The organism is Pseudomonas sp. Sample_11, from assembly GCF_004307505.1.
GTDB lineage: Bacteria > Pseudomonadota > Gammaproteobacteria > Pseudomonadales > Pseudomonadaceae > Aquipseudomonas > Aquipseudomonas atacamensis.
This window is the reverse complement of record NZ_RCOD01000106.1, coordinates 1-12946: the sequence shown is the minus strand read 5'-3', so window position 1 is coordinate 12946 and position 12946 is coordinate 1. Positions and strand designations below refer to the sequence as shown.

At 59.9% G+C, this 12946-nt stretch carries 8 protein-coding genes and 2 tRNA genes; 4 read left to right on the top strand and 6 right to left on the bottom strand.

All coding sequences use genetic code 11. The features are described from left to right. Window positions 1-69: 69 nt before the first annotated feature. Window positions 70-1407: a 30S ribosomal protein S12 methylthiotransferase RimO gene (gene rimO, locus D8U60_RS27140; RefSeq protein WP_024011887.1), complete on the bottom strand. Its 1338-nt coding sequence runs from the start codon at window positions 1405-1407 to the stop codon at window positions 70-72. Window positions 1408-1696: 289 nt separating this feature from the next. Here rimO and D8U60_RS27135 point away from each other — a divergent pair, with 289 nt between their 5' ends. After that, window positions 1697-3598, top strand: coding sequence for a potassium transporter Kup (locus tag D8U60_RS27135; protein WP_024011888.1), 1902 nt, complete (start codon window positions 1697-1699; stop codon window positions 3596-3598). A 196-nt stretch (window positions 3599-3794) separates the two neighbouring features. On the opposite strand, the gene D8U60_RS27130 is transcribed toward D8U60_RS27135, so the two are convergent. Then, entirely contained in the window at window positions 3795-4121 is a 327-nt protein-coding gene (locus D8U60_RS27130; protein WP_130901374.1) for a DUF3077 domain-containing protein, read from the bottom strand. Window positions 4122-4725: 604 nt separating this feature from the next. Here D8U60_RS27130 and D8U60_RS27120 point away from each other — a divergent pair. Beyond that, window positions 4726-5493, top strand: coding sequence for a MarR family transcriptional regulator (locus D8U60_RS27120; protein ID WP_076566213.1), 768 nt, complete (start codon window positions 4726-4728; stop codon window positions 5491-5493). Window position 5494: 1 nt separating this feature from the next. Further along, window positions 5495-6193: a hypothetical protein gene (locus D8U60_RS27115; protein WP_123442998.1), complete on the top strand. Its 699-nt coding sequence runs from the start codon at window positions 5495-5497 to the stop codon at window positions 6191-6193. Window positions 6194-7070: 877 nt separating this feature from the next. Here D8U60_RS27115 and D8U60_RS27100 read toward each other — a convergent pair. The 4 genes from D8U60_RS27100 to D8U60_RS27085 form a co-directional block, all read right to left on the bottom strand. After that, window positions 7071-8366: an AcvB/VirJ family lysyl-phosphatidylglycerol hydrolase gene (locus tag D8U60_RS27100; protein ID WP_122610668.1), complete on the bottom strand. Its 1296-nt coding sequence runs from the start codon at window positions 8364-8366 to the stop codon at window positions 7071-7073. Then, window positions 8366-11005, bottom strand: a complete 2640-nt coding sequence (gene mprF / locus D8U60_RS27095; RefSeq protein ID WP_130901372.1) for a bifunctional lysylphosphatidylglycerol flippase/synthetase MprF — start codon at window positions 11003-11005, stop codon at window positions 8366-8368. The genes D8U60_RS27100 and mprF overlap by 1 nt, the downstream gene beginning before the upstream one ends. Window positions 11006-11284: 279 nt before the next feature. Beyond that, window positions 11285-11361: transfer RNA gene (locus D8U60_RS27090), tRNA-Met, on the bottom strand. A gap of 217 nt (window positions 11362-11578) precedes the next feature. Next, window positions 11579-11655, bottom strand: a tRNA-Met gene (locus D8U60_RS27085). Window positions 11656-11934: 279 nt separating this feature from the next. On the opposite strand from D8U60_RS27085, the gene dinB reads away from it, so the two are divergent. Beyond that, window positions 11935-12946 (top strand): DNA polymerase IV (gene dinB / locus D8U60_RS27080; protein ID WP_130901371.1); only part of this gene is annotated, 1012 nt, incomplete at its 3' end.

The following is a 12946-nucleotide window of genomic DNA, read 5'->3' as shown; positions in this document are numbered from 1 at the left end:
GGCAATATTTGCAGCGACTGACCCAGCGCATTCGCGAGCAGGCTCGCTCCCACAGGTATTTTGTGGTGCTTAGATCTGCTCAGCCCACAGGTCGTATTCGTCGGCGTCAGTCACCTTGCACCAGACCTTGTCGCCCGGCTTCAGGTTGCTGCCATTGTCGATAAACACGTTGCCATCGATTTCCGGGGCGTCGAAGAAGCAACGGCCGACCGCACCTTGCTCGTCAACTTCATCCACCAGCACTTCAATCTCACGACCGATGCGCATTTGCAGGCGTGCCGAGCTGATCGCCTGCTGGTGCGCCATGAAGCGCTCCCAGCGATCCTGCTTGACGTCGTCCGGCACCACTTCCAGATCCAGATCATTCGCTGGCGCGCCGTCCACCGGCGAGTACTGGAAGCAGCCGACGCGGTCGAGCTGGGCTTCGGTCAGCCAGTTGAGCAGGTACTGGAAGTCTTCTTCGGTTTCGCCCGGGAAGCCGACGATGAAGGTCGAACGGATGATCAGGTCCGGGCAGATTTCGCGCCAGTTCTTGATGCGTGCCAGGGTCTTGTCTTCGAACGCCGGGCGTTTCATCGACTTCAGGACTTTCGGGCTGGCGTGCTGGAACGGGATGTCCAGGTACGGCAGGATCTTGCCGGCGGCCATCAGTGGAATCAGCTCGTCGACGTGCGGGTACGGATAAACGTAGTGCAGGCGGACCCAGACGCCCAGGGTGCTCAGCGCCTCGCAAAGCTCGGTCATGCGGGTTTTCACCGGCGCGCCGTTCCAGAAGCCGGTGCGGTATTTCACGTCGACGCCGTAGGCGCTGGTGTCTTGCGAGATCACCAACAGCTCTTTAACGCCGGATTTGACCAGGCGCTGCGCCTCGTCGAGCACATCGCCAACCGGACGGCTGACCAGTTTGCCGCGCATCGACGGGATGATGCAGAACGAGCAGCTGTGGTTGCAGCCTTCGGAAATCTTCAGGTACGCGTAGTGGCGCGGGGTCAGCTTGATGCCTTGCGGTGGCACCAGGTCGATCAGCGGGTTGTGATCCTGACGCGGCGGCACCACTTCGTGCACGGCGTTGACCACTTGTTCGTACTGCTGCGGACCGGTCACGGCCAACACGCTCGGGTGCACGTCGCGGATATTGCCTTCTTCCACGCCCATGCAACCGGTGACGATGACCTTGCCGTTTTCCTTGATCGCTTCACCGATCACTTCCAGCGACTCGGCCTTGGCCGAATCGATGAAGCCGCAGGTGTTGACCACCACGACGTCGGCGTCCTGATAGGTGGACACCACGTCATAGCCTTCCATGCGCAGCTGGGTCAGGATGCGCTCGGAGTCGACCAGTGCTTTCGGGCAACCCAGAGATACAAAGCCAACCTTTGGATTGGCCGGCGCAGGAGTGGTGGACATGTCTAACCTCGGTGTTTTGTGACGTCGCTGGCCACGCGCGGCAGCTGACGGATGGGCGCTTGAGATGCGCCTCTGATCAAAAAGTGCGCAATTCTAGCGGCGGGCAACGCACTTGACCAGCTTTATACGGGGAAATACGACGAGTGCTGCGCTATGCTTCGCGCCGTTGAGCTTTACCGATTTCGTGCAGTCAATCATTGGTCTGTAACAACAGGTAAAACAGCGCATGCTGCAACTCAAAGCATAGTGCTTCCCTCAGAGAAGCCGGTATCGAGATCAGGAGTGTTGGATGGGTCAGGCAAGTAGTCATGCGGCGGGCGCCGAGGGTTCGGCAAGCAGACCGCTGAGCATGCTGGTCGCGGCAGTCGGGGTAGTTTATGGCGACATCGGCACAAGCCCGTTGTACACCCTCAAGGAAGTGTTTTCCGGCGGTTATGGTGTGCCGGTCAATCACGACGGCGTGCTGGGCATTCTGTCGTTGATCTTCTGGTCGCTGATCTGGGTGGTCTCGATCAAGTACATGATGTTCGTCCTGCGCGCCGACAACCAGGGCGAGGGCGGCATCATGGCCCTGACGGCACTGGCACGGCGGGCAGCGGCGGGGCGCAAGCGCCTGCGCACGCTGTTGGTGGTGTGCGGGCTGATTGGTGCGGCGCTGTTCTACGGCGACAGCATGATCACCCCGGCCATTTCGGTGCTGTCGGCGATCGAAGGCCTCGGCCTGGCGTTTGAAGGCATCGATCACTGGGTGGTGCCGCTGTCGCTGGTCGTGCTGGTCGCGCTGTTTCTGATTCAGCGCCACGGTACCGCGCGGATCGGCATTCTGTTCGGGCCGATCATGGTCACCTGGTTCCTCGTCCTCGGCGCCCTCGGTGTGTACGGCATCAGCCACACCCCGGAAGTGCTGCACGCACTGAACCCGATGTGGGCGGTGAATTTTTTCGTCGTGCACCCGGGCATGGGCGTCGCAATTCTCGGCGCGGTAGTGCTGGCGCTGACCGGCGCCGAAGCGCTGTACGCCGACATGGGCCACTTCGGCCGCAAGCCGATCGCTCGCGCCTGGTTCCTGCTGGTGCTGCCGGCGCTGGTGCTGAATTACTTTGGCCAGGGCGCGTTGCTGCTGGAAAACCCTGACGCCGCGCGTAACCCGTTCTACCTGCTGGCACCGAGCTGGGCGCTGATTCCGCTGGTCGGCCTTTCCACCCTGGCCACGGTGATCGCTTCGCAAGCGGTGATTTCCGGCGCGTTCTCCCTGACCCGTCAGGCGATCCAGCTCGGTTACATCCCGCGCATGTACATCCAGCACACCTCCAGCGACGAGCAGGGCCAGATCTACATCGGCGCGGTGAACTGGGCGCTGATGGTCGGCGTGGTCCTGTTGGTGCTGGGCTTCGAATCCTCCGGTGCACTGGCCTCGGCCTACGGCGTGGCAGTGACTGGCACGATGCTGATGACCACCATTCTGGTGTCGGCGGTCATGCTGCTGCTGTGGAAGTGGCCACCGATCCTCGCGGTGCCGGTGTTGCTTGGCTTCCTGTTGGTGGACGGTCTGTACTTCGCCGCCAACGTGCCGAAAATCGTTCAGGGCGGCGCCTTCCCGGTGATCGCCGGTATCGCCCTGTTCGTGCTGATGACCACCTGGAAGCGCGGCAAACAACTGCTGGTCGAACGCCTCGACGAAGGCGCGCTGCCGCTGCCGATCTTCATCAGCAGCATCCGCGTGCAACCGCCGCATCGCGTGCAGGGCACAGCGGTGTTCCTCACCGCCCGCTCCGACGCCGTGCCCCACGCGCTGCTGCACAACCTGCTGCACAACCAGGTGCTGCATGAGCAAGTGGTGTTGCTGACGGTGGTCTACGAAGACATCCCGCGTGTGCCGCCATCGCGGCGCTTCGAGGTCGAAGCGCACGGAGAGGGTTTCTTCCGGGTGATCCTGCATTTCGGTTTCACCGACGAGCCCGACGTGCCGCAAGCGCTGAAGCTGTGTCATCTGGATGATCTGGACTTCAGCCCGATGCGCACGACCTACTTCCTCAGTCGCGAGACGGTAATTGCCTCGAAACTCGAGGGGATGGCGCGATGGCGAGAGGCGCTGTTTGCGTTCATGTTGAAGAATGCCAATGGGAACTTGAGGTTCTTTAATCTACCGCTGAACCGAGTGATTGAGTTGGGGACGCAGGTCGAGATGTAAGCCCCGCCGCAATTGAAAAGCCCCCGTCAGCCTTGTGGCTGGCGGGGGCTTTTTTGTGCCTGCACATAAACTTTCAATCCATCGTATATCCCCTGTGGGAGCGAGCCTGCTCGCGAAGGCTTAGTGCCAGTCGAAGCATGTGGTGGCTGAACCACCGCATTCGCGAGCAGGCTCGCTCCCTCAAGGGTCTGCGGTGTTAGGGGCTATCAGGTAATTCTTTTTCAGATTCAGTCTTCGTCCGCGCAGGTCGTGGGATCAGCGCTTGGATCACGTCATCAACCAAGGCTTTGCCCATCACCGTCAGGTAATGCGCAGCCCAGGCATGGCGGTCGGTGTCTCTGTTGAAAGCAGCGTCTTCTGCGAAGGATTTGGCAAGGGACAGCAGGTCGGAGGATTGGGACAAGGCATTGATGATCGGGACGCCGGAGCGGACGTTGAAGAACGCTTGATCCGAGTTGTAGAGGAAAGGGGTGAAGCCGATGGTTTTAACGCTAGCGAGTCCGTGCAGATCAGGTTCGGTCATCGTGTTACTCCTTAGTTCGAAGCGCCGCGACTTTCGTTACCACGCGAAAGGGAGGCAACTGTACGCAGGGTGGTAAACCGGGAACCAAGGAAACCGGCACGCCCGAAGGCGTCCCACGCACAGCCGCCATAACTTGAGGAGCGCGCTGTTGCGATGGTTTCTCCGGGTTACCACACCCGATCGCTGAATGGGTCAGCGACGTCCGGAGAGTATCCCGTCGAAAAACAGCGCAATAGAGCGGCACAGCGCCCCAACAAGAGTTTCGGAGTTTGCCTACAAGGTCTGTGGGCGTCATCTGATATTGCGAGACTGGAAGTAAACGATACTAAACGTCACGTACGAACCGACGTGTGCACAGCATTCAGGTTCGTATGACGGCATCAGCGGAACAAGAAGTACAGGATGAACCAGAGGAGCTTCGGATCGAGAAGAAGACCAGTGAACGATTGCTCATCTTTGATTTGGTCCGCGCAATCAGCCATGACGATATGCGGGCAAGGTATGCAGCGATTAGTGATCGACCCAAGGGCTTGACGACCCGGCATCGGCAGTGAGACAAGTGTCCACGTTTTATGGAATGTGGACACTTGAGGTTTTGAGCTAAATGAAGAGTCAAGACATTTTACTTTTGTTCAAGATGGCCAGTCTCCACGCTCAGGAAGAGAACCTCTTGGGGGAGATGGAGGCCGAATCGAATTCGGACAGGGTCGAAGAGCTGCTCAGGCCTTATGTCGTCAGCCCAATGACCGCAGGGGAGAGTGTGGGGAAGCCATTGGTCACCTACTCCACTGATGGGGAAGACACAATCTTCCATCGCAGCGAACTCGATTCGCCTTTCGCTGATGGGCCAGGCTGGGAGGGATGGGCGGAACCAGCATCTGATCCACCGCTGACAAGTTGGAGCGATCGGTACTCTCTGCGTGCGCTGTCTGCCTCTCTCGGACTGAGCAAAAGCGAAGTCTCAAATGCTCTCGCCCGATGCCGGGAATCCGGATTGCTCATCCATGACTACGACACCGGGCTTGCCAAAGTGCACCGCCGGGAACTGCTGAAAATTACCGAGTACGCGCTGAAGTACTTCTTCCCGGTCAAGCCTGGCGCGATGGTTCGTGGCATACCCACAGGCTTTGCGGCGCCTGCGCTGTCCAAAAGCATCAAGAGTGCGGGTGGTTTGATTCCGGTCTGGCCGGATGCTCAGGGAACCGAGCGAGGCCAAGCGATAGAGCCGCTTTACAAAACAGTGCCGGAAGCGGTGAAAAAAGACCGGATTCTTTACCACTATCTGGCGCTCGCTGATGCAATCCGTCTGGGTGGTCCGCGTGAGTGTGGTGTGGCAATCAGTATTCTGAAGGCAGGGATGGGGCTGAAATAACATGTCGTCAAACGCGGATCACAACTACGAACTCATTGAGTTCGTGGCTGGAGGCTTGGGCGAGGCGTTTCTCGCCGAAGTTGCTTTTGTTGGCGGTTGCACAACCGCCATGCTGGTTACAGATACAGCCGTGCTGGACGACATTCGTTTCACTGATGACGTTGATCTAGTGATCGAGTTGGCCGGTATCAGCGCCTGGAACCAACTCACCGAACGGCTGGCGGCCAAGGGATTCAAGATCACGGGTGAGGACGAGGTGAATTGTCGTTTTCGCTTCAATGACGTTGTCGTGGATGTCATGCCTTCCGACCCTGCAGTGCTCGGCTATGCCAACCGCTGGTTCGTCGAGGGGCTGGCGAGGGCGGATAAATTCACCCTGCCCAGCGGCACTGCCATCCAGATATTCCAGCCCGCGTATTTTCTCGCGACGAAACTGGAAGCTTTCGCCGGTCGGGGAAATGGCGATCCTTATCACAAGGATGTCGAGGATATGATCATCTTGATCGATGGTCGGCCTGAGCTGTTGGAGGAGGTGGTCCAGGCTGACAAGGACCTCAAGGCATTCATTACAGAGGGAGTCCAGAAGCTGATGGCGCTCGATGGGGTTGGCTACGTGATCGAAAGTTCAGGCTCGGTGCAGGCGAATCCAGGCAGAGGGCAGATTATTCACAGGCGTATGAAAGCGCTGGCCAGCGCATGAGATACCACTCCCGATCAATCACTGGGCAAGCCAGCAGGGCAAATAATGACTATGCCGGAGCGACCTGTGAGGGGGAGGGTGGTTTTTTTGTTGTCGCGGATGGCACTTCCAGGCGCGGCAGTGGACAGCTGGCTGAAAGCTTCGTAAGCGGCATGTTGGCGGCTCATTCCACACGGATGGAGCTGGGGGGCTATCCTGCAGACCCCGGAACTGTTGAGCGTCTATTGGCTTCAATACTGGCGGATTTTCATGCGTCGTTGCCTGCTGATCAGACGGGAGCCATCTGTTACCTGATTGGCTTGGTCGCTCATGACCGACTCACCGTTGCATACGAAGGTGACTGTTCATGCGGGATTGCAACACTGGCGGGAGCCATCGAGTGGATTACGCCACCTCACTGCAAGGCCAATTGGCGGCGCGACCGTTCGCACTGTGAGTTGGCGCGAGACCCCGCGCGAAATTCGGTAACACGATGCTTGAAGATCAATCGGGTTCCGAACCCTGACTTTGTTTGGTGTGCACTGGAGGCTGTTGAGCGCTTGGTATTTGTCACTGATGGCTTCTGGGCGGACTTGACGCAAGCCCAGCAAAGCATTTTGTTGGCGGCGCCGGACAGCGACTTTAGCGTTGGCGACGATGATGTCACGTGGATAGATGTTCAGCTTGGCCCGCAAGGCTGATGAGCTGTCTGAATCCAGCGCCATCCCTTGTAGGAGCGAGCCTGCTCGCGAAGGCGTAGTGTCAGTCGACGAATCTGTAAACTGACCCACCGCTTTCGCGAGCAGGCTCGCTCCCACAGGGATTTTGGTGGCTGTTGGGATGTAAAAAGCCCCCGTAACTGCGAAGTTGCGGGGGCTTTTTGTGGATGCGCTTCAGATCACTCTTCGGCGACCGAATCCTTGCTCTGACGCTTCTGGATCAAATCCACCAAGCGCTTGGCCAGCGCCGGGTAGTTTTCATCAAAGTGATGCCCGCCGGGCAGTTTCACCGCTTCGCCGACAGCAGTCTTGTCGGTGCAGCCGCTCTCGTCGGTCTCTTCTTCACCATAAATGCACACAACCTTCGCCGCCGGCAGCTTGGCCATTTCCGGGCCGGTCGCGGCTTCTTTGCCGGCGTTGCCGAGCCAGCCTTCGACTTCGATTTCGAAGCTGCCGGTGCGGGCGAAGGCGAGCAGGATGATGGCGTCGACGCGTTGCTGTTCGTTCTCTGGCAGGCGGTTGTAGATCGCCGGGAGTACGTCAGCGCCGAACGAATAGCCGGTGAGGATGAAGCGTTTGGTGCCCCATTTCTGCCGGTAGTGCTGCATCAGTTCGGTGAGGTCGAGCGCGCTTTGCTCCGGGCTCTTGTGTTGCCAGTAGTAGCGCAGGGTGTCGATGCCGACCACCGGGTAGCCGATCTTGGCCATTTCCCCGGCCACGTCGCGGTCGAGGTCACGCCAGCCGCCGTCGCCGGAGAGAAACAGGGTCACGGTGTCGTTGGCCTGACCGGCCGGCACTTCCACGACCGGAATCGCCAGGCCACCGTTGGCCTTGTCGCCGCCGACGAGGATTTTGCGCAGTTCGTTGTTCAACACTTGCGGCAGGTTGATGTCGTAGTCGCTGATGCTGGTTTCGGCGTTTGGTTGATCGCGTACGAAACCTGCGCTGGCGTCGTCCGGGTTATCGTTCCACGCCACCAGCCAGTGGCCGTGGGCGGCGGATTTCGGCAGCAGGTGGGTGCAGCCGGGCTTTTCCAGAGCCAAGTCGACGGAGATGGCCTGGGCCTTGTCGTCTTTCTGTTCCGCCAGCCAGCGCCATGCCAGCACAGCGCCTGGGCCGATGCCGCTGACCAGGGTGGCCGGGCCATTCAGTTCACGCAGGCCCGATTGCAGGGCGCGGCTTTGCAGCAGGCAGTCCTTGGGCAGGATCACCTGGACGATCTGCGCCGAGGCGCTGCGGCTGAGGGTGGTCAGTTGTTTTTCGGAGAGCTTCTGTTCGTCGGTGACGGCCACCAGCACCTGAGCCTTCGGCTTGTTGCCGGGGATCACGCGGGTCATGGCCGTGCCATCGGCGGGTTTCAGTTGTTCGACGGTCGGTTCCGGTGCCGGGCGTTTGAGGTACCAGTAACCGCCGCCGGCAATCACGGCCAGCACCAGCAGGGCGGCCAGGATGTACTTCAGGGAGCGTTGAATCATCAGCGTTTCACCAATCCAGTCAAGCCGCCCGCGATCAGGGCAGCAGTGTCGGCCAGTGCCACGAGCGGATCGAGTCCGGCGGGCACGGCCATATAACGGGGTTCCCAGTCGGGCTGGAACTTGTCTTTGAAGCGGCGCAAGCCTTGGAAGTTGTACAGCTGCTCACCACGGCGGAAAACCATCGAGCCCAGGCGCTGGGTCAGCGGTGCGCCGCGCCGGGGTTGCAGCCCCGACAACGGCACCATGCCCAGGCTGAAGCGCGCGTATCCGTGACTCTTATAGTGTTGAATCAGGCCGACCATCATGAATTCCATGGTCAGCTTCGGCGCTTCCGGGTGCGCGCGCATCAGGTCGAGACTGGCCAGGTCGTGGCTGTAGGTCTCGAGCAGATTGGCGAACGCTACCGGGCGGCCTTCGAAGCGAATCACCGCAATGCGGAAATGCTTCAGGTAATCGTCGCTGAAACGGCCGAGGGAGAAGCCTTTCTCGCGCACGTTCTTGCCGGCCAGCCAGGCATCGGAAATCACTTTCAGCTCGTCCATCGCCGCCTGCCCCGGCTCATGGATTTCCAGCGACAGACCATCGCGGGTGCCACGGTTCCAGGTGTAGCGCAGGTCCTTCATCTCCTTGCCCTTGGCTTCCAGATCGAAGCGCAGCAGATCGACCCGGGCTTCTTCGCCGAGCTTGATCGCAGTCAGGCCGATGTCCATGTAGTACGGCAGGTTCTCCGCGCGCACTTGATAGAACACGGGGCGCGTGTGGTGGATGTCGCAGAGATCGCGGAACTGCCAGATCATTTCCGCACGTTGCTGGCTCGGCCCGATCGGGTCGTACAGCGCCACCAGACTGCGGCCACGACGGGCGTACATCAGGAACGCCTCATCGTTGGGATGAAACAGCAACGCCTTGTCACCGGTCAGCGCGAGGCCGCCGTCGGGTTGTGACGAGACCATGAGGATTTTTGCCGCGCGATCCAGTTCGTCCGGCGTCGGCAAATGAATCACCGGGCGCGCGGTGCGCAGCAGCCAGGTCAGGGAGATGATCACCAGCAACACCGCCGCGCCGAGCAGCGAGCGCAGACCACGCGGCGCGTCAGCATCGAGGGTGAACTGCCACCACAGCTGATGGCTGTAGGGTACGTCCTGATAGGCGAACAGCAGCAACCAGGCCGAAGCGCCCAGCACGCAGAGACTGGCGACCAGATACAGCGGCGAAAACGGCAGTTCGGTCAAACGGCTCGGGCGATAGAAGGAGCGGCGGAACACGCCGAGCAGCGCGGCCGTAAACGTCATCAGCGTGGCTTCTTCCCAGTCGAAGCCTTTGAGCAGCGAGAGCAGGGCACCGACCAGCAGCAGAATGGTGGTCAGCATCCACGCCGCCGACAGGCGTCGGCGCAGACCTTGGGCGAGCAACAGACACAAAACGCCAATCAGGCTGGCGCCAAAGTGCGAGGCATCGACCAGACGATGCGGGATCAGAAAGCCGATGTGCTCCAGACGCGTGTCGATTTCCGGTGTGGCGCCGGAAAACAGCAGCACCACGCCAGACAGAAACACCAGCACCGCCAGAACCGGCGCGGCCAGACCGGACGCGGCGCGCATGGTCTGGGATTGAAACAGGCGCTGGCCTTCGTTGATCAGCAGCAGTACGCAAGCGACCAGCAGCGGCAGCACCACGTAGATCAGGCGATACAGCAGCAGTGCGGCTGCCAGCGGCGCGGCGCCGAGCTTGTCGGCAAACGCGGCGAGCAGAATCGCCTCGAACACACCAACGCCGCCCGGAACGTGACTGAGCACGCCCGCTGCCAGTGCCAGCAGATACACCAGCAGGAACGGCGCAAACGGCGGCGCTTCCGGCAGCAACAAATACAGAACGGTGGCGGCAGCCGCGACATCGAGGGCGGTGATTACCAGTTGCAGCAAGGTCAGGCGTCGACCCGGCAGGCGCAATGTCCGCCGCCCGGCACGAACCAGCAGATTGTCGGGGTAGGGTTGTTCCGGCAGACGACGGCGATAGATGCCTATCGCCAGCACTGCACCGAGGATCAGTACGGCAGCGGCGACCGAGCCGAGCAAGACTTCGGACAATCCCAGCGCTTGCGAGGCGGCGGGCAGGTTGCTCAGCGTGGCCAGCGCTGCCAGTGGCGGCAATGCGCAGCCCAGCGAGAGGCTGGCAAATAGCGTCATGTGCGCGACTTCCGACGCACCGACGCCCAGTCGCGCATATAAACGATAACGAACCGAGCCGCCGGACAGCAGCGACAGGCCGATCGCATTGCCGATCGCAAAAGCGGTGAAACCGCCGAGCGCGAGGGTGCGCGGCGGCAGTTTTACGCCAGCGTAGCGGCTGGCCGACCATTCATAGCCGAGCAGAATGATGAAACCGACCACGGTCGCGCCAATGGCGCCGAGCAGGGCCGGTTTCGGCACGTCGAGAATCGAGTCATGCAGCGCGTCGAGATCAAGCTCGGCGAGCAGATGGCGGCAGGCAATCAGGGCAATGGCAAACAGCAGCAACGTGACGGCCAGACCGATCGGCTGACGGTATTTGCTTAATCGATCCAGCCAGCGCAAACGCTCGGGTTTGATCGGTTGTTCTGCTGTAACGGTGTCTTGTGGATCAGACGAGTTGGCGCGCATCAATCACCTCTTGGATTGTGCGCGACAGGATGGAGGTATCCAGCCAAGTTACCAATCCCTGTAGAAAAAAATAATCACAAAATACTACGCCTCTCGTCGGGCATCGGCGAGGGCAGTTCCTGGATTGCAGAAGCCCTGTCTGCGACTCAAGCATAGTCGCAAGTCAGTGGTTCTGATGATCCCCAGCGGTTCACTGCACAGTGACAGATCATTGTTGCGAAAGGACTTTTTCAACAGATACAAAAAAGGCCACTCTTTCGAGTAGCCTTTTTTGATGTTTGGTTGCGGGAGCCGGATTTGAACCGACGACCTTCGGGTTATGAGCCCGACGAGCTACCAGACTGCTCCATCCCGCGTCTGTGTGGCGGCATTCTACAGGCGAACGACGAGGTGTCAACCGCTAATCCCGGAATGGGCCAAATAACTGCGAAATCGCGGCAAACGGTCGCGGGTGGTGCGTAAGTTTCGGAAATGCAACGAATTGCCGTTTCGCTAGCGATTGAGCAGGGCTTCCGTTTGCAAAACAGACGCGCACAAAAAAGGCCACTCTTTCGAGTAGCCTTTTTTGATGTTTGGTTGCGGGAGCCGGATTTGAACCGACGACCTTCGGGTTATGAGCCCGACGAGCTACCAGACTGCTCCATCCCGCGTCTGTGTGGCGGCATTCTACAGAGGTTCGCGAGTGTGTCAACCGTCGATCTGGATAAATCTGTTGAGGTTCAAGCGCTTAGCGTCTTTTCGCGGCGGTTGGCCGGCGCGCAGGGCAGGTAGCGCAAGGCTTTCAGCTCTATTGCACCTTGATCTGTGATTGAAAAAATAAATTCAGCGGAAATCTCCTACGGTCGGAAAAGAACATTCAACCACTGGTGCTATATACAGGTGCCAATGAGATACTGCCGCTCCGGCTTGCCACGTTGTCTTTTTCCGACATGACCCAGCGAAAAATCATCCACATCGACTGTGACTGTTTCTACGCCGCCATCGAGATGCGCGATGATCCGCGTCTGGCCGGCAAGCCGTTGGCGGTGGGTGGTTCGGCGGATCGGCGCGGGGTGATCGCCACCTGCAACTATGAAGCGCGCGCCTATGGTGTGCGCTCGGCCATGGCTTCCGGTCACGCGTTGAAATTGTGCCCGGACCTGACCATCGTCAAGCCGCGCATGGAGGCTTATCGCGAAGCTTCGAAAGAAATTCATACGATCTTCGCCGATTACACCGACCTGATCGAGCCCCTGTCGCTGGACGAGGCCTACCTCGATGTGTCGGACAGCGCGCACTTCGGCGGCAGCGCCACGCGCATCGCTCAGGACATTCGTCGCCGGGTCTCCAATCAGTTGCACATCACCGTTTCCGCAGGCGTTGCGCCGAACAAGTTTCTGGCGAAGATCGCCAGCGACTGGAAAAAACCCAACGGTTTGTTCGTGATCACCCCGGATCAGGTCGAGGAGTTCGTCAATGGTCTGCCGGTAAGCAAACTGCACGGCGTCGGCAAGGTCACCGCCGACAAGCTCGGCAAGCTTGGCATCGTTGACTGCCAGCATCTGCGCGAGTGGGGCAGGCTGGCGCTGGTGCGCGAATTCGGCAGTTTCGGCGAGCGCTTGTGGAATCTCGCCCGTGGAATCGATGACCGGCTGGTGCACAACGACAGCCGGCGTCAGTCGATCAGCGTGGAAAACACCTACGACGTTGATCTGCCGGACTTGCGCAGTTGCCTGGAAAAATTGCCCGAGTTGCTCGATACCCTGAAAACCCGCATGGCGCGGATCGACAGCAGTTATCGACCGGGCAAGCCGTTCGTCAAAGTCAAATTTCATGATTTCACCCAGACCACGCTGGAACAGGCCGGGGCAGGGCGTGACCTGGGCAGTTACCAGTTGATGCTGACGCAGGCGTTCAATCGCGGCGGCAAACCGGTGCGGTTGTTGGGGGGGGGGGTGAGGC